This window comes from Duganella caerulea (assembly GCF_040362985.1).
In the GTDB taxonomy this organism is placed as follows: domain Bacteria; phylum Pseudomonadota; class Gammaproteobacteria; order Burkholderiales; family Burkholderiaceae_D; genus Rugamonas; species Rugamonas vulcania.
Map to the genome: position 1 here is coordinate 549,256 of NZ_BPWJ01000003.1, position 16,327 is coordinate 565,582.

Below are 16,327 nucleotides of genomic sequence, written 5' to 3' on the forward strand. Positions count from 1 at the left end.
GATAAACCAGTTTTTAATAATAAGTTTTTGGGAAATAAATGAATAAGTTTTCGACCAGTGTATTCGCCGCCATCATCCTGTCCGCCGCTTCGACCGCCTTCGCCGGCGAAGTGCCAGCCTCGCTGGACGCCAAGAACTGCAAGGCTGAATACCCTAAAGCATCGCTGATCAACGAAGAGCAGGGCGACGTCACCATGTCCTTCCTGGTGGCCGCCGACGGCAGCGTCGTTGAATCCAAGGTCGACAAGTCGAGCGGCTACAAGAATCTGGACCGCGCCGCGGTCAAAGCCCTGAGCGCCTGCAAATTCAAGCCGGGCACCAAGGACGGCGCCGTGGCCCAGACCTGGACCAAAGTCGACTACAGCTGGAAATTGTAATCAGAGTCAACGGGCCGTGCGGCGACGCGCGGCCTGAGTGCCGGATACCACCACTTGGGGAAATCATGTCTACAAATAAGCGTTGGTTAAGTGTGATCGCAGCAGTGCTCGTTTCGAGCGCACCGGCAGTGTTCGCTGCCGAAGTCCCGGCCAGTTTTGATGCCAAAAACTGCAAGGCCGAATACCCGAAGGCGTCGTTGATGAACGAAGAGCAGGGTACGGTATCGATGTCCTTCCTGATCAAAGCCGACGGTAGCGTGGCCGATTCCAAGATCGACAAGAGCAGCGGCTTCAAGAACCTGGACAAGGCGGCGATCAAGTCCCTGAGCGCCTGCAAGTTCAAGCCGGGCACCAAGGACGGCGCGCCGGCCGAGACCTGGACCAAGGTCGACTACGCCTGGAAACTGGACTAATGTCCTTGAGGTATCAAAAAAGGAACCGCGCGCGGTTCCTTTTTTTTTCGCCTGTGGCAACCGTTGTAACAAGCTGTAATCGGGCTCCGGCGGCGGCGCGCTTCCTTATATAGTAATATCAGAAACTAGGAGGAGTGCCATGAAAACCATCATCGCCGTTGCCGCCGCAGTGGCGGCCTTGTCCGGCTGCGCGGTCCAGCAGCCCGGCTATTACGCCACCACCACGCGGGTGGTCCAGGATCCTTACCAGTGGCATACCGTCTCGGTGTCGCCGTCGGATCGTGGCTACAGCAATGGGTCGTCGACCGTCACTTACGAGGAAGTGCCGAGCTCGCGCACGGTGTACGTCAGCGAGCCGGCCTACACCACCACCTACGTCCAGCCGGCGCCGGTCTACTACGCGCCGGCCCCGGCCTACTACGCGCCCGCGCCGGCCTACTACTATCCGCCGGTCAGCATCGGCCTGGACTTCTCGTTCGGCCACTGGTGCTGCCGCGGCCATCACGGCTGGGGTGGACGCGGCTACTACCGCCGCTGATCGCCTGATCGCGGTACGGCCAGCACCGGCGCGCGGCGCCGGTTTCAGCCGATGTATTTGTGTGTCGCCACGGTGGCATGCGCGGGCGCCAGTCCGCGCTTTTTCTTGATGTACAACGACAGTCCCTCCTGCAGCTTGTCCATGCTGCTCTTTTCCACATACATGCCCTTGTTCTGCCGGATCGGATCGAGCACATAGCGCGATTCCGAAATGAAGCGCTGGCACTCCTTCAGCAGCGGGTCCAGGTGGTTGCGCTTGTTCTGCTCCCAGTTCGCCATCCAGCCGTCCTCGATGATGTTGTTCGACAGGATGTTGAGCACATTGCTGGTGGTGTTGTTGACCAGGTAGTAGCAGCCCAGCAGCGGCGACACCAGGAAGATGTTCGAGCTCAGCGCATCCATGGCCGAGGTGCCCAGGATCAGGTTGACCTTCTTCATCTCCTTGTAGCGCGCTCCCATGATCATGATCTTCTGGCAGGTGGTGGCGATGGCGCTGGCCGCCGCCACGGCCGGCCCGGTCACGCCGCCCAGGTCGGCGAACAGGCCGGCCGTGGACACCGCCAGCTGCGTGGTCTGGATCGCCGCCAGCGCCGCGTGTTCGTTGCGGCTGGTGCGCAGCAGCGCGGCCACCGCGTCGCAGGCGTCGCGCGCGTCGCCCGGCAGCAGGAAGCCGCGCTGCACCGTGGTCTTCTGCGCCTTGTGCCAGTCCATCGCCGCCGTGCCCCAGTTGCTTGCCGCCTTGGCGCCGGCCTTGACCTGCTGCACCAGCGGCAGCGCCGACGTGATGAAGTCGGCCATGAACTCCACGCCCAGCTCGCCGATGATGGCGCCGATGTCGATCGAATCGAACAGCTCGAACAGCAGCCGTAGCACCTTGTCGAAGCCCGGCACGTCCAGCATGGCGGACAGGTCGATGCCGGGGATGTGGATGGCGCTGAAATCGATCTGCCGCAGGTCGATGCTGGGCAGGTCCAGCGCCGGCAGGTGGACGTTGGGCAGGCTGATGTCCGGGATCGCCAGGTGCGGCAGGCTGACCGTCAGGTCGATGTTGAAGAACTCCGGGAACTGCAGGCGCACGCGCGGGAACAGCACGTCGAAATCGATGTTCAGGATCCTGCTCAGGTCGTACAGCACCGATGGGATGTTGACCTCCGGCAGCCGCACCAGGATCTTGAACGCCAGCGCCCGCAGCGAGATCGTCGGCAGCAGGTCCTTGAACTTGATCAGCCCCTTCAGGTTGAGGCGGACCGTCGGCAGGTCGAAGCCGGGGATGTCGCCCAGCTTGATGTCCGGGATCAGGTTGATGTCGAAGTTGGGCAGCGGGATGCGCGGCAGCGTGAAGTTGACCAGCTCGCGCAAGTCGATGCCTCTGAAGAGATTGAGGTTCAGCTCGAGCGGGCTGATGTCCGGCACCGACACGCCCGGCACCGCCCCGAGTTTTTTCTTGCACTCCTTGGCTTCCTTGGCCAGCGTCTTGGCGTCCTCCAGCCGGCTCTTGGGGCGCAGCTGGGTGCCGCCGAACATGGCCTTGAGCGACTCCTTGCGCTCGCGCTTGATGTGCATGAACGCCGCTTGCAGCGCGATCTCTTCGTTGAACGTCAGTGGCATGAAGGAATACTCCTCAATGGAAAAGCGGCTCAGCGGTTGGACGACCGCGCGTGCGACTGCGTCAGCCTGCGCTGCACGCCGGCCATGAACGCCGACGTCTTGAAGCGCCCGACCAGCGCCGTGAACACCAGCGCGGTGACGACGAAATAAAAGCTGCAATAAATGTACACCGGCACCATGACGCTGGTGCCGGTCGCGGCGATCACCGTGTTGCATCGGCTGACCAGTTCGCTCACGCCCACCAGCGACGAGGCGCTGGAAGCGATGAACGAGATCAGGAACACATTGATCCAGGTCGGAATGAACAGCAGCGCCGCGCCGATATCCCCGCGCCGCCAGGCGCGGTGCGCCACCACCAGGCTCTCCGACGTGAACGACAGCGGCGCCGCCGACAGGCCGATCACCGCCTTGACCCACTGCGGCACATGCAGCGCGACGCCGCTGCCCGGCAGCGTGAACTCGCTGGGCAGCACGAACACCGCGTAAAAGATCAGCGCCAGCGTCGGCACGCCGCGCAGGAAGCTCGAGACGCGCTCGGCGATGGCGGCGACCCGGCCCTGCCGCGTCACGCGCAGCCAGGCCAGGCCCGCGCCCATCAGCGAGCCGAGCGCGACCGCGCACACCGCGATGAAGATATTCCACAGGAAGCCCTGCAGCAGAAAGGGTGTCCACGTCAGCAGGAAGCTCAGGGTCTCGGCGTTCATGGTCGCTCCGCCGCCGGCAGCCAGGTTTTTTCCACGTAGTTGAACAGGCGCGTCCACAGGCTGGTGATCAGGTAGAAGGTGATCAGCAGCACCGTCATGGTCAGGAAAATATTACCCTTCTCGGCGATCAGCAGGCTGCTCGCGCTCAGCAGTTCAGGGATGGCGATGGCCGAGGCGATCATGGTCTGCTTGGTCAGGTTGATCAGCGCCTGCTTGACCGGCCAGCTGGCGTACTGCGCGGTGCGCGCCAGCCGACGCAGCCGCAGCCGGTAGCCGGGCTCGGTGGTGCGCACATGGTTGGCCGCCTCGACCAGGGCGCGCATCACCATGCCGGCCGTGTAGTAGCCGGAGCAGAACGCCGCCACCGCGAACGCCGGCAGCTTGACGCCGAACTCGTGCATGGTCCAGCCGCCGAAGCCGAAGAAGATCAGGTACATCATCAACAGCGGCGGCGTCAGGCGGCCGTAGGCCATCACCGCGTGCAGCATGCGCGTGGCCCAGCCGTCGCGGCCGTCCACCGCGATCGCCACCGCGACGCCCAGCGCCAGGCTGATGACCACGCCGGCCGCGATCAGCAGCATGGTATAGCCTATGCCCTGCAGGAACTTGGTGCGGTCGTACGGGTCGTACAGGAAGTTCAGGTCCACGCCCAACTGCTCCTTGACCCACAGGCCGACCGCCTGCAGGCCGGCCACCTCGGCGCTGGAGACGTTCTCCGCGCTGCGGCAGGCGGCGATCCAGTTGCCGCTGCTGTTGCGCACGCACTTGTAGAGCCCGTCCGGGCCGCGATCCGACCACAGCGCCTGCTGCGCCTTCAGCCACGAGGTCGACGCGATGCCCCACTTGCGGTTGGCCTCCAGCAGCCAGCCGGTGCGGTGCAGCTCGGCCACGATATTGCCCAGCGCCAGATCCAGCTCGCCGCCGCGTTCGCTGCGCGAAATGAAGATCGCCATCGGCGTGACCAGCGCGTTCGGCAGCGGCATCGTATAGCCGCGCCAGTCGGGAAGCTGGCTGGTGTTGAACAGCGCCGCCGTCGCGTACAGGAAGCCTGAGCACTGGCCGTCGCGCAGCGCCAGGTGGGCGTCGCGCACCGTCTTGTAGGTTTGCAGCTCCAGCAGGTAGCGCTCGCTCATCGGCTTGTTGAAGTAGCTGCCTTGCACGGCGCAGATGGTCTCGTGGCGGATCTTCGGCCAGGCATCAACCGCCTGTCCCGGCCGGAACAGCACGTTGACGCTGGTCTCGTTGTAGCCCGGCTCGATGGCGGTGGCGATCTTGCGCCGCGCCGGCGTGTCGCCGACGGTGGCGATCAGGATGTCGACATCGCCCAGCTCTAGTTTCTGGAACCGGTTCTCGGTGGTGATGCTGACCTTTTTCAGCGCCACGCCGAGCCGGGCCGCGACCAGCGCCGCGATGTCGCTCTCGAAGCCGACCACCTCGCCCTGCGCGGTGAGTGAATTGTAGGGACTGAAGTCGGTCTTGACGCCGACCCGCAGCACGCCGTTCTTGCGGATGGCGTCCAGCGTCGCGCTGCCGCCCGCCTGCGCCGGCAGCGACAGGAACAGCAGTCCGATCAGACCCAGTACTTTTAAAAAAGCGCTATTCCACATTGTTGTTTTCGCGGGCCGAGGACCGGAGTTCATGCTACCCCAAGGCGGGCTGGTCACGCAACGGCGGCGGCGCCCACTGTGGCGTGGCGGGCGGTGGACGGCCGATTGCGTTATCAAGCTGCTCATGTTATTGTCAATCGACCTTGTCCTTCCGAGACATCCATGCTGCATCCACTGGCCAGCCTATGGCGCCATTCCAGCCGCGTCACCTTCTACGAATCTGGCGGCCAGGCCGGGCGGGATGTGCTGCAAGGCGGAGGCCGGATGCCGGGTGCGCGGCGGCGCTTTTCGTCGTCCGACGACGCCCACACCTACCTGCGCTACTGGCTGGGCGAACCGGCCGCGCGCGCCGAACTCAAATGGATATTGCAACGCTCGGGCCCCTCGCTGGCGACCGCCCAGCCGGGCGCGGACGCCTGGCTGCACGCGCTGGCCGGGCGCCTGATGAGCGGCGCCGTCATCGTGCTGGAAGAGCTGAGCCGGCAGGCCCGGCCGGGCCGCCTGGTGGCGCCGGCCAGCGCCGCCGCCGCGCCGTCATCACTGCCGGCCCTGAGCGAGGCGCCGGCGATCCCGGTCGTGCCCAACCTGCTGCCGGTGCTGGAGGACATCCGCATCGAAGGCGCCGAAGTGCTGCCGGAACTGAACCAGGCGCTGGCGCAGGTCGACGCCACCATCGCGACCGTGGGCTCGGCCTCGCTGTCGCTGGAGCCGGCGCCGTCCAAGGTGGCGGCGATCAAGACCGCGCTCACCGATGCCACCTCGCGCACCACCTCCACGCTGGGCACGCTGTAGATGAAGGTCATCGACCACTCCATCGAAGTGCTGCCGCAGTGCCCGGTCAACATCGGCAAGGCGGTGCAGAAGGCGGCCGACACCATCGTCGAGCAGGGCAAGACTTTCGCCACGGAAGTCACCGCCACCGCCGCCTCGCTGAACCAGGACCTGCAGAAGGTGGCCGAGCAGATGAAGGCCATCCCGGACCTGCTCAATCCGCAGCCCATCATCGACTGCTGCACCGGTGTGCTGGAGCAGGCGGCCAGCGACCTGCGCCAACTGGCCAACGACGCCGCCGCGATTCCGCAGCGCCTGCTGGCGCAGGCGGCCGGCGTGCAGACGGTGGTCGACTCGGCCAACCAGGCGGTCGAGGCGATGACTACGCTGCTGCCGGAGCTGTCGGGACTGGTGCCGGACTTCGGCGCGCAGATGAGCTTTTTCAACAGCCTGCCGGGCCGTGGCCAGGCGCTGGCCGACCTGGCCAGGCGCACCGGCGCGATGGTCGAGCAGTACGGGCAAGACCTTCTGCCGCTGTCCAAGCAGCTGAAGCAGCTGGGCACGATGCAGAGCGGCGCCGGCAACGACGCGGTGCAAGCCGTACTGGCGCGCGCCGAGACCTTGCAAGCCGGCAGCCTGGCGCAAGTGCAGGCGCTGCGTGACACGCTGGACGGCAACGTCACCGATCTCGATACGGCGATGCAGGACGCCACCGCGCAAGCCACGCAAATGATAGACGGCGTGTCCAGCCTGCTCAACGAGAAAGGCAATGCGCTGCTGGCGCCGTTGCAGGCGCAGATCGATCTGGTGGATAACCTCAACAGCGCCCTGGGCGACGAGGCGGCCAACTGCGATGCGCTGTTCGACCAGGCGTCGTCGCAGTTGAGCCACCTGAGCGACATCCTGATCAAGCCCTTGGCGGCGGCGCGCGCGCAGGTCGACAGCGTCATCGACCAACTGGCCGCGGCGGCCGCCACGATCGACGGCCTGGTGAAGAAGGCGATGGAGCCGCTGGACGCGCTGGAGCAGCGTGTGGAGGCCATCAAGCAAGCCTTGCAGGAAGTGCTGGACGCGATCGGCGCCGAGGTGGCGAAGGTGCTGCAACTGATGGCCGAGCTGGACGGCGAAGCGGAAAACGCCAAGACCGTGCTACGCCAGTTGCCGGAGAACTTCGTCCCGGTGCGCACCATGATCGCGGACGCCATCGCCATGCTGCAGCAGGTGAAGGACAACATTCCGGTGTTCGTCTCCGAAGCGAACAGCACGCTCGACGCGGCCGCCAGCGAGCTCGATCAGGCCGACGGCCTGTGCACCGGCGCGATAGAAATCTGCACCCGCTACATGATGAAAGCGCCGCCGCTGATGATGGCGCGCACGCTGTTCGTCGGCATCAAGGCCATGATCCCCGGCGTGAAGACGGCGATCGCCAGCGCGCGCACGGCCGTGAAGGCGGCCGGCGACCAGGCCAGTGGCTTGATGGACCAGGCCATCACACTGGTCGATTCCCTCAATCCCTTGCTGGACCAGGCCATCGCCAAGGTGCAGCAAGCGATTGATGCGTTGATCGGTTTGCTGGAAAAGATGCAGGCGGCGTTGAAGCAGGTCTCCGACGCCGCCGAAAAAATCCCGCCGCCGATGCAGGAACAGCTGGACAAGGCCGGCGAGGCGGTGCAGCAAGTGCTGGACAAGGTGCGCGCCGCCGCCGAGCAGTGCGTGGACAAGCTGCAATGCGAGCCGCTGGTGAAGCGTTTGCAGCAGGAACTGTCGGATCTGCTGGACCGCACCTTCAAGCCGCTGGAGGCGCAGATACAGGCGGCTGGCGCGCCGTTGCAGAACGTGCTGGAGCAGGGGAAGGCGGAAGTCGGCAAGGCTGCGGCGATGGCGCAGGATGGGCTGGGCAAGCTGAGCGCCGCGTTGTCGTCGGTGAAGCAGCAGGCTACGCAGCCGCTGCAGAAGCTGACCGGCACGCTGGCCACCGCGCGCGGGAAGGTGGACTCGGTGAGCGGCTCGGCGCGGCAGCAGGTGCGGCAGGCGGCGGACCAGGCCTTGTCGTATGTGGACCAGGCATCGCAGGCGATCTCCGGTTTGAACGTGCGCGCGGTGGGTGAGCAGATCGCGCCATATGCGCAGTTCTACGATGATGTGGCGGGGACGTTCAACCAGGTTCAATCGCAGGTGCACAGCGCCGCCGATGTGGCCGGTGCGGTCGGCAGCTGGAAGGGCGATGCGCAGCAGGCTGCCAATGATTTGCAGGACCGCGCGCGGCAGGCAGCGGACGAGGCGCGGCAAGGCGCGAGCCAGGTGCAGACCGCTGCCGACAACACCGCATCCGGCGCGCAGAGCGCGGGCGAGTCGATGGTCGACAGTCCGGTGGCGGATCAGGTGCAGGCGTCGTTCGATGGCATGAAGCAGGATGCGCAGAGCGTGGCGGCGGAGTCGGATGGGGCCTTGGCCGAGATGTCGGGTTCGCTGGATGATGCGAAGAAGGAGTCGGAGACGGCGATGGAGCCGTATGCGCCCGATCCTGAAGCTGTGCTGGCCGATGTGAAATCGGAGGCGGACAAGGCGGAGCAGGCGGCCAACGCGGCCAAGGAATCGGAGCAGGCGCTGGCTGCACAAGTGGCCGCCAGCGAGAAGGATGTGGGCGCGGCGGCGGACGACGCGGCGTCGCGCACGACGGCGATGAAGGACGAGGCGCAGGCGGGCATCAACAAGTCTGCGGCGCAGGTGCAGTCGGTGCAGGCGCAAGTCAACGCGGCGCGCAGCGAGGCCATCAAGGCGGAGGCGATCGTCGATGCGGAAGTGGTCAAGCACGGCGGCACATCAGCCAATGCCGACGCCGCAGCTGCCGATGCCGCTGCAACCGCTGCAACCGCTGCAACCGCTGCAACCGCCGCAGCCGCCGCAGCCGCTGGCGCGCCAGCCAGCGCTGCGGCCGCTGCCACTGCCACTGCTGAAGGAACGGCCGCTGATGCCACTTCCGCTAACGCCACTAGCGCCCCTGTCGCAGCGTCTGCCAGTGCCGAGGCGGCCGCTGTTGCAGACGGCGCACCGGCAGGCGCGGCCTCGTCGGCCGCCGCAGAGGATCAAGCCTCGGCATCGGGAGGAGTCGCCGACGGAGCGGCGGACAAAGAAGCGGCAAGCCAGAAAGGCGCGGCTCAAGGCGGTGCGGCAGAAGCGCCAGCCGCCGATAAGGACGTCGCCGCCACGCCAAACGCCAGTGCGTCCGCTACAGATGCACAGCAAGCCGCAGACAGCAAGCCAGCAACCAGGCCATCCGCCGACGCCGACGCACCGATAGCCGAGACGCCGGTGGCCACCGAGGCAACACCAACCGCCCCCAAAGCCGAAACATCGGCAACTGGAGCGGCGGGTACGGGCACGCCCAAAGCCACCGCGCCGACAGCCGAAGCGCCCACGGCGGACGCTGCGAAAGCCGCCGTACCGACAGCCGAAGCAACCGCAGCGGACGCCGCGAAAGCCGCAGCGCCGACAGGCGAAGTACCTGTTGAGGATGTCGTAAAGGCAGCCGCACCGAAAGCCGAAGCACCTGCAGCGGACGCCGCGAAAGGTGCCGCGCCGGCTGGCGAGGCGCTCGTTGCGGACGCTGCGAAAGCCGCTACGTTTGCAGCCAAAGCGCCCATTGCGGATGCCGCGAAAGCCGCAGCGTCGGCAGGCGGCACGCCAGTTGCCGATGCCATCAAAACCACCGTACCAAAAGGCGCCGCGCCTCTTGCGGATGTCGCCAAGACCACCGCGCCGGCCACTGCGGCATCGGCACCAGCGATCGATCCTGTCAAACCGCCTTTGCCAGCAACACCAGCGCCGCATCCGCAATCCCCGGCCGCAGCGGACGCCGCAACTGACAAGATGCCAGTCACTCCAGGCAGCGCAAGCGCTCCACCGATCAAGCCCGCAATGAAGGAGCTCGATCCGCTCGCAGGCAAAGCCATCACCGACCCCGCCCAAACGCTCTCCGACAAACTCAACGCCGCCAAACAAGTCGCTGAAAAACCACCCATGAGTGAGCCGCTCTCAGCACTACAAAACTTCAAGGATGCAATCCCGCCACCCGCAACCACGCCTCCCACCAGCTAAAAACGCGGTCACGAATTTGTCATCTTGATGTTCCTCAAAGTCGTCGCAAAAATATAACAGGATAAATTTTTAAAAAGCTTGTTCGCCAAAGAATTTACATTTAATATCAATTGAGTATCGGAAATCTTTGTACCTATCAATTACGTTGCGGCGCAGCGAGTGGTGGTGTCATGAGAGTAGCTTCGTGCTCAGTCCGCCTGTTTTTGATTTATGTATCGTCGGCCGCTAGTCACCATATAAGTGAGGAAGTGAATGTCAGATAGCTTACAAAAATGGGTAGGACGCAACCGTCCCCCTCGTGTGCAAATCACGTACGACGTCGAGATCGGTGACGCCACTGAAAAAAAAGAGCTGCCCCTGGTGGTCGGTTTGCTGGCCGACCTGTCCGGCCAGCCGCTGGTCGCGCCGCCCAAGCTCAAGGCCCGACGCCTGATTGAAATCGACCGCGACAACTTCAACGAAGTCATGGGCAAGATCGCCCCCCGTCTCGACATCTCCGTGCCGGACACGCTCAAGGGCGAAGGCAATCTCAAGGTGGAACTGAACTTCACCGAGTTCGACCACTTCCATCCCGAATCCATCGTCGCGCAAGTGCCGCGCCTGGCCAAGCTGCTGGAAGTGCGCCAGCAACTGCGCGACCTGCTGGGCAAACTCGATGGCAACGATGAGCTCGACGCGCTGCTGGAAAACATCATCCAGAACTCGGAAGAGCTGAAGACCCTCAAGGACCAGGAACCGGCCGCCGACGCTGCGCCGGCGGCGGACGCGGAAGCGACCCCATCCTGATAGCACGCCGCGCGCGTGCTTCCCCTCATCGACCACAGAGAGAGCTAAATCATGGCTACTAGTCAATCCGCCAAGGGCGGCGCCAAGTCGACGGAATCGGCCGGCGAACTGAGTTTGCTGGACCGCATCGTCCAGGAAGGCAAGATGGCGGTCGAACCGTCGCAAAACGCCTACGCCAAAAAACTGCTGGGCCAGTTCGCCACGCAGGTGCTGGACGAAGGCATGAAGACCGCACCCGACAAGGGCGTGGTCGCAATGATCAACGAACGCGTGGCCGAGATCGACCGCATCCTCAGCGACCAGCTCAACGCCATCATGCACCACGAGGAGTTCCAGAAACTGGAAGGCTCCTGGCGCGGCCTGCACGACATGGTGTACGGCACCGAGACCGGCCCGACCCTCAAGCTGCGCCTGCTGAACGTGTCGAAGAAGGAGCTGCTCAAGGACCTGGAGAGCGCCGTCGACCACGACATGAGCGTGCTGTTCAAGAAAGTCTACGAGGAAGAGTACGGCACCTTCGGCGGCGCCCCGTATTCGGTGCTGATCGGCGACTACTACTTCGGCCGCCACCCGCAGGACGTCGCACTGCTGCAGCGCCTGTCCAAGGTGGCCGCCGCCGCGCACGCGCCGTTCATCACGGCCGCCGCGCCGTCGCTGTTCGACATGACCGAGTTCACCGACCTGGGCGTGCCGCGCGACATGTCGAAGATCTTCGAAAGCGCCGAGCTGGCCTCGTGGCGCGGCTTCCGCGAATCGGAAGACTCGCGCTACATCGCCATGGTGCTGCCGCGCTATTCCGCGCGCCTGCCGTACGGCGCCAAGACCAAACCGGTGGAAAGCTTCAACTTCGAGGAAGACGTCGACGGCCGCGACCACAGCAAATACCTGTGGGCCAACTCGGCCTACCAGCTGGGCCTGCGCATCACCGACGCCTACGCCAAGCACAGCTGGACCACCGCGATCCGCGGCGTCGAAGGCGGCGGCAAGATCGAGGGCATGACCGCGCACACCTTCAAGACCGACGAGGGCGACGTCGTGCTCAAGTGCCCGACCGAGGTCACCATCACCGACCGCCGCGAGAAGGAGCTCAACGACCTTGGCTTCATCGCCGTGGTCAACTCCAAGGGGTCGGACTTCGCCGCCTTCTTCGGCGGGCAGACCCTCAACAAGCCCAAGGTCTACAACATGGACGCGGCCAACGCCAACGCGGCGCTGTCGTCGCGCCTGCCATACGTGCTGGCGGCCTCGCGCTTCGCGCACTACATCAAGGTCATCATGCGCGACAAGGTCGGCAGCTTCCAGACCCGGCAAAGCGTGGAGAACTACCTGAACAACTGGCTGAGCGGCTATGTGCTGCTGAGCCCGAACGCGACGCAGGGCGAGAAGGCCCGCTTCCCGCTGGCCGAGGGCCGGGTCGACGTGACCGAGAAGCCCGGCAAGCCCGGCGCCTATTCGGCCACCGTCTTCCTCAAGCCGCACTTCCAGATGGAGGAGCTGACCACGTCGATCCGCCTGGTGGCCGAACTGCCGGCCGCCGTTGGTTGATCCCGCTGTACACATCGATGTCCCGCCCATCCGGCGCAGCCGCCGGGTGGGCCCATAAAAACTGGAGCCAGCAATGTCTGACGTACTAATTCTGGATTTGGGCACCACCATCAAAGGCAACTGCATGGTCACCGGCTATGCCGACAAGATCATCGTGTTGTCGTACTCGCACAGCGCCTCGATGCCGCTGCAAATGGACGCGTCGAACACCGAGCGCACTTCCGGCCGTCCGGTGTTTTCGGAGATCTCGTTCTCGAAGATGTCCGACCTTTCGACCACGGAGATGTACAAGGCCTGTACCCAGGGCACCAAGATCGGCGCCGCCAAGCTGCATGTGGGGCGCGTGGAAAACGGCAAGTACATGAACTTCTTCACGTACGAGATGACCAACGCCATGATCTCGAACATCAGCACCTCGGGCGGTGGCGGCGTGCCATCGGATTCGTTCTCGATCAACTTCACCAAGATCAAGTGCGACTACACCCAGCAGCAGGCCGACTCGACCTCGAAAGGCACCGGCACCTGGAACTGGAACCTGGAGACGATGAAAGCGGATTGATGCGGCATGGCGGCGGCCGCCCACGGGCGCGCCGCCAGCCATCCCATCATGAGCGCTGCTCGTGCAGAAAACTATGTCTAAAGCCCTCACGGCGTCGCTTGTTCCGATGTTCGACCGATTAAGCGGCGTGGCGCACGCCTCGCCGGACGGCAGGCTGCTCGATGGCGGCGGCTTGCAGCACTCGCTGCAACTGGACCTGATGCGGCTCTTCAACGTGCGCAACGCGCTGACCATCCGCGAGTACCTGGACGGCGATCCCACCGTGCTCGACTACGGCCTGCCCGACATGCTGAGCCTGTCGCCGCAGTCGGACCAGGACTTGCTCACCTGGTCGCAGGTGCTGGAGCGCGGCCTGGCGCTGTACGAGCCGCGCTTGTCGCACGTCAAGGTGGAGGTCAGCGCCGACCCGGCCAAGCCGGTCGCCGCGCGCGCCGCCATCGCCGCCGTGGTGCTGCTGGGGCAGCAGATGTGCCGGGTCAATTTCGACGTCGCGCTGGACGCCCGCTCCGCCGCGATGCAGGCGGCCGCGACGTGAGCGACGATATCCTGGAATACTACCGGCGCGAGCTGTCCTACCTGCGCACCCAGTCGGCCGACTTCGCCGCGCGCTATCCCAAGGTGGCGCAACGGCTGGTGCTGAGCGGCGGCGAATCGGCCGATCCGCACACCGAACGGCTGATCGAATCGGTGGCCTTCCTGACGGCCCGCGTGCACCGCGACCTCGACCGCGATTTCCCCACCATCGCCGGCGCCATGCTGGACAACCTGTGCCCGAGCCTGACGCAGCCGGTGCCGGCCATGACGGTGGTGCGGATGACGCTGGACTCCTCGCAGGGCAAGGTCATGGCCGGCATGCCGGTGGTGCGCGGCGCCATGCTGTCGACCACCGCCGCCAGCGGTGAGAACTGCCGCTTCCAGGTGGCGTGGAACACCACGCTGTGGCCGCTGCAAGTGGCGGCCATCAAGATGGAGGACACGCGAACCTTGCGCCTCGACCTGCGCTGCGATGCGGGCCTCGACGTGTCCGAGCTGGAGCTGGACCACCTGCGCCTGCACCTGTCCGGCGACCTGATGACGACCATGCCGCTGCACGAGCTGCTGATCAGCGGCCTGGAGCGCATCGAACTGCTGGCCGGCGGCGGCCAACTGCACCGCCTCGGCCCCAACAGCCTGAGCGAGGTCGGCTTCGACGAGAACGAGGCCATCCTGGCGCAACCGGCGCACGCGCATCCGGCCTACGCGCTGCTGCAGGAATACTTCGCCTTCCCGCGCAAGTTCCAGTTCTTCGACCTGAGCGGCCTGCGTGGCCTGCTGGGCACGGGCGAGGGCTTCTCGGTGCGCTTCGTGTTCAACCGCAGCGCGCGCGTGCTGTCGCAGCTGAGCGCAGACAACTTCTTGCTCGGCTGCGTGCCGGCCGTGAACCTGTTTCCCGTCACAAGCGAGCCGATCCGCCTGCACCGCCGCCACTACGAATACATGCTGGTGCCGGACTACCAGCGCGAGGCGGTGATGGAAGTGCACTCGGTGGTGCGGGTCACGGCCTCCGATCCGCGCGCCGACCGGCCCAGCATCATCCCCAGCGTGTTCGCCGAATCGGCGGCCGACGTCGAGGACGCCAAGGTGTTCTGGTCGCTGCGGCGCGAGATGAGCCTGCGCAAAGGCATCACCGGCACCGACGTCTACCTGAGCTTTGTCGACCGCAGCGACGTCCACAGCGTGCCGGACGAGCCGGTCGTTTACGCGCAGCTGCTGTGCACCAACCGAGGCCTGGCCGAGCAGATCGCGCCCGGCACGCGTTTCTACGGCGAGGGCATCTCCACCTCGACCGACATCCGCGCGCTGTACCCGCCCAGCGCGCAACGCCCGCCGGTGATGGAGGCCAAGGCCTTGTGGTCGCTGGTCGCGCTGCTGCGCCTGAACCACCGCTCGCTGGTGGACGGCACCACCGGTGTCCACACATTGCAGCAGATGCTGATGTTGTTCGCCGGCGACAGCGCTCGCGACCAGGCCCAGGTGCGCGGCGTGAAAAGCATGGCGGCGTCGGTGGCGACCGCGCGGCTGGGCGCCGACACCTGGCGCGGCCACTGCCGTGGCACCGACATCGTGCTGGAGTTCGACGCCGACGCCTTCGTCGGCACGTCGCCGCTGGTGCTGGCCGGCGTGCTGTCGCGGTTCTTCGCTTTGTACACCTCCGCCAATTCCTTCGTCCGCCTGGCCGTCACGCGCGGCGGCGAACCGTGGATGCAGTGGCCTGCCATGAGTGGACGCCAATGTCTGATCTGATGTCGCTATTGCGGGACGACCCGCATGCCTTCGATCTGTTCCAGGCGATCAGCATCCTGGAGCGCGGCGATCCCGCGCGAGCGCGGGTCGGCACCTCGGTCGGCATGGACGAGGCCTTGCGGCTGGCGGCGCAGGTGGACCTGGCGTTCGCGCCCAGCGACGTCAGCGGCCTGCACGACAGCAAGCAGCCCGGCCCGCCGTTGACGTTGAAGTCGCCGGTCCTGACCTTGGCCGGCGCCCAGGGCCCGCTGCCGATGCCATTCACCGAGCTGCTGATGGAACGCCGCCGCGCGCGCGACATGGCCGGGCTGGAGTTCCTGGACATCTTCAACCAGCGCCTGCTGGGCTTCCTGTACCGCAGCCGCCGCAAGCACCACCTGGCCCTGAGCACGGAGAGCATCAACCAGGCGCCCATCGTGCGCAGCCTGGACGCGATGGCCAGCCTGGGCCGCGCCGAGGGCGTGCGCGGACCGGACGGCCAGCAAGCCTGGCTGCGCCATGCCGGCCTGCAGGGCGCCGCGCCGCGTTCGATGGCGTCGCTGCTGGCGGTGGTGCGCGAGCGCATGGGCGTGCATTTCAGCGGCAAGCAATTTGTCGGCGGCTGGCACGCGCTGGCGCAGTGCGACCGCGCGCGGCTGTACGATCCCGGCAAGCCGGTGCCGATGACGTCGCGGCTGGGCATGGGCGCCTGCCTCGGCGCGCGCGCGTGGGACCAGGGCGCTGGCCTGGCGCTGGACGCGCCGCCGCTGAAGCCTGCGCAGTACGCCGCCTTGCTGCCGGGCGCGAAGAACAACTCGCTGTTGGGCTGGCTGGTGGCGCGCCATCTGCAAAGCGATTTCCAGGTGCGCTTGCGGCTGGACCTGGCGGTGCAGCCGGAAACGCGCCTGAGTTCAGGCGCCGGACAGTCGTCAAACGCGGGCACCGCCGCCGAGCTGCCGCCGCGCCTGGGCCTGAGCACATGGCTGTGCAGCGCGGGCGCGTCGGTCACGCACTACCAGCCGGCGAATTTCCTGCTGTCGACGGAAGAGGGCTGACCGTC

14 protein-coding genes are annotated in these 16,327 nt (G+C 65.7%); 11 read left to right on the forward strand and 3 right to left on the reverse strand.

Annotation, left to right across the window (positions count from 1 at the left end):
• Nucleotides 1–38 precede the first annotated feature (38 nt).
• The 3 genes from ACUJB0_RS11650 to ACUJB0_RS11660 all read left to right on the forward strand — a co-directional run bounded on the left by ACUJB0_RS11650 (nucleotide 39) and on the right by ACUJB0_RS11660 (nucleotide 1,328).
• A complete protein-coding gene (locus tag ACUJB0_RS11650; RefSeq protein ID WP_444845364.1) occupies nucleotides 39–377 on the forward strand; it encodes an energy transducer TonB in 339 nt (112 codons plus the stop codon).
• Nucleotides 378–442: 65 nt separating this feature from the next.
• Nucleotides 443–790, forward strand: coding sequence for an energy transducer TonB (locus ACUJB0_RS11655; RefSeq protein ID WP_161098846.1), 348 nt, complete (start codon nucleotides 443–445; stop codon nucleotides 788–790).
• 139 nt (nucleotides 791–929) lie between these two features.
• Nucleotides 930–1,328 carry a hypothetical protein gene (locus tag ACUJB0_RS11660; RefSeq protein ID WP_444845365.1) on the forward strand — a complete coding sequence of 133 codons (399 nt, stop codon included), beginning with the start codon at nucleotides 930–932 and terminating at the stop codon, nucleotides 1,326–1,328.
• A gap of 44 nt (nucleotides 1,329–1,372) precedes the next feature.
• Here ACUJB0_RS11660 and ACUJB0_RS11665 read toward each other — a convergent pair whose 3' ends face one another.
• From ACUJB0_RS11665 to ACUJB0_RS11675, 3 genes are read right to left on the reverse strand one after another with little or no spacing between them, the layout of a single operon-like run.
• Nucleotides 1,373–2,935: a hypothetical protein gene (locus tag ACUJB0_RS11665; protein WP_444845366.1), complete on the reverse strand. Its 1,563-nt coding sequence runs from the start codon at nucleotides 2,933–2,935 to the stop codon at nucleotides 1,373–1,375.
• Nucleotides 2,936–2,964: 29 nt separating this feature from the next.
• Nucleotides 2,965–3,639, reverse strand: a complete 675-nt coding sequence (locus tag ACUJB0_RS11670; RefSeq protein ID WP_444845367.1) for an ABC transporter permease subunit — start codon at nucleotides 3,637–3,639, stop codon at nucleotides 2,965–2,967.
• Nucleotides 3,636–5,246: a transporter substrate-binding domain-containing protein gene (locus ACUJB0_RS11675; protein ID WP_444845368.1), complete on the reverse strand. Its 1,611-nt coding sequence runs from the start codon at nucleotides 5,244–5,246 to the stop codon at nucleotides 3,636–3,638. The genes ACUJB0_RS11670 and ACUJB0_RS11675 overlap by 4 nt, the downstream gene beginning before the upstream one ends.
• Before the next feature lie 162 nt (nucleotides 5,247–5,408).
• Between ACUJB0_RS11675 and ACUJB0_RS11680 the strand changes: the two genes are divergently transcribed.
• From ACUJB0_RS11680 to tssG, 8 genes are all read left to right on the forward strand, one after another.
• On the forward strand, nucleotides 5,409–6,038 hold the full coding sequence (locus ACUJB0_RS11680; protein ID WP_444845369.1) for a hypothetical protein: 630 nt from the start codon (nucleotides 5,409–5,411) through the stop codon (nucleotides 6,036–6,038).
• Nucleotides 6,039–10,115, forward strand: a complete 4,077-nt coding sequence (locus tag ACUJB0_RS11685; protein WP_444845370.1) for a hypothetical protein — start codon at nucleotides 6,039–6,041, stop codon at nucleotides 10,113–10,115.
• A gap of 252 nt (nucleotides 10,116–10,367) precedes the next feature.
• The gene (gene tssB / locus ACUJB0_RS11690; RefSeq protein ID WP_161090565.1) at nucleotides 10,368–10,901 is read left to right on the forward strand and encodes a type VI secretion system contractile sheath small subunit; all 534 of its coding nucleotides are present in this window, start codon (nucleotides 10,368–10,370) and stop codon (nucleotides 10,899–10,901) included.
• A gap of 51 nt (nucleotides 10,902–10,952) precedes the next feature.
• On the forward strand, nucleotides 10,953–12,446 hold the full coding sequence (gene tssC, locus ACUJB0_RS11695; protein WP_444845371.1) for a type VI secretion system contractile sheath large subunit: 1,494 nt from the start codon (nucleotides 10,953–10,955) through the stop codon (nucleotides 12,444–12,446).
• A 73-nt stretch (nucleotides 12,447–12,519) separates the two neighbouring features.
• Entirely contained in the window at nucleotides 12,520–13,005 is a 486-nt protein-coding gene (locus tag ACUJB0_RS11700) for an Hcp family type VI secretion system effector (protein ID WP_117013237.1), read from the forward strand.
• 106 nt (nucleotides 13,006–13,111) lie between these two features.
• On the forward strand, nucleotides 13,112–13,540 hold the full coding sequence (gene tssE, locus ACUJB0_RS11705) for a type VI secretion system baseplate subunit TssE (protein WP_444845372.1): 429 nt from the start codon (nucleotides 13,112–13,114) through the stop codon (nucleotides 13,538–13,540).
• A complete protein-coding gene (gene tssF, locus ACUJB0_RS11710) occupies nucleotides 13,537–15,288 on the forward strand; it encodes a type VI secretion system baseplate subunit TssF (RefSeq protein WP_444845373.1) in 1,752 nt (583 codons plus the stop codon). Before tssE ends, tssF begins: the two co-directional genes overlap by 4 nt.
• Complete coding sequence (tssG, locus tag ACUJB0_RS11715; protein WP_444845374.1) at nucleotides 15,276–16,322, forward strand: type VI secretion system baseplate subunit TssG; 1,047 nt, start codon at nucleotides 15,276–15,278, stop codon at nucleotides 16,320–16,322. Before tssF ends, tssG begins: the two co-directional genes overlap by 13 nt.
• Nucleotides 16,323–16,327 lie beyond the last annotated feature (5 nt).

Bases quoted from the DNA above. Each gene is read 5' to 3' on its own strand.
- ACUJB0_RS11655 (WP_161098846.1), top strand. From the start codon at position 443: ATGTCTACAAATAAGCGTTGGTTAAGTGTGATCGCAGCAGTGCTCGTT.
- tssG (WP_444845374.1), top strand. From the start codon at position 15,276: ATGTCTGATCTGATGTCGCTATTGCGGGACGACCCGCATGCCTTCGAT.
- tssB (WP_161090565.1), top strand. From the start codon at position 10,368: ATGTCAGATAGCTTACAAAAATGGGTAGGACGCAACCGTCCCCCTCGT.
- ACUJB0_RS11660 (WP_444845365.1), top strand. From the start codon at position 930: ATGAAAACCATCATCGCCGTTGCCGCCGCAGTGGCGGCCTTGTCCGGC.
- ACUJB0_RS11670 (WP_444845367.1), bottom strand. From the start codon at position 3,639: ATGAACGCCGAGACCCTGAGCTTCCTGCTGACGTGGACACCCTTTCTG.
- ACUJB0_RS11700 (WP_117013237.1), top strand. From the start codon at position 12,520: ATGTCTGACGTACTAATTCTGGATTTGGGCACCACCATCAAAGGCAAC.
- tssC (WP_444845371.1), top strand. From the start codon at position 10,953: ATGGCTACTAGTCAATCCGCCAAGGGCGGCGCCAAGTCGACGGAATCG.
- ACUJB0_RS11680 (WP_444845369.1), top strand. From the start codon at position 5,409: ATGCTGCATCCACTGGCCAGCCTATGGCGCCATTCCAGCCGCGTCACC.
- tssE (WP_444845372.1), top strand. From the start codon at position 13,112: ATGTTCGACCGATTAAGCGGCGTGGCGCACGCCTCGCCGGACGGCAGG.
- ACUJB0_RS11685 (WP_444845370.1), top strand. From the start codon at position 6,039: ATGAAGGTCATCGACCACTCCATCGAAGTGCTGCCGCAGTGCCCGGTC.
- ACUJB0_RS11675 (WP_444845368.1), bottom strand. From the start codon at position 5,246: ATGTGGAATAGCGCTTTTTTAAAAGTACTGGGTCTGATCGGACTGCTG.
- ACUJB0_RS11665 (WP_444845366.1), bottom strand. From the start codon at position 2,935: ATGCCACTGACGTTCAACGAAGAGATCGCGCTGCAAGCGGCGTTCATG.
- ACUJB0_RS11650 (WP_444845364.1), top strand. From the start codon at position 39: ATGAATAAGTTTTCGACCAGTGTATTCGCCGCCATCATCCTGTCCGCC.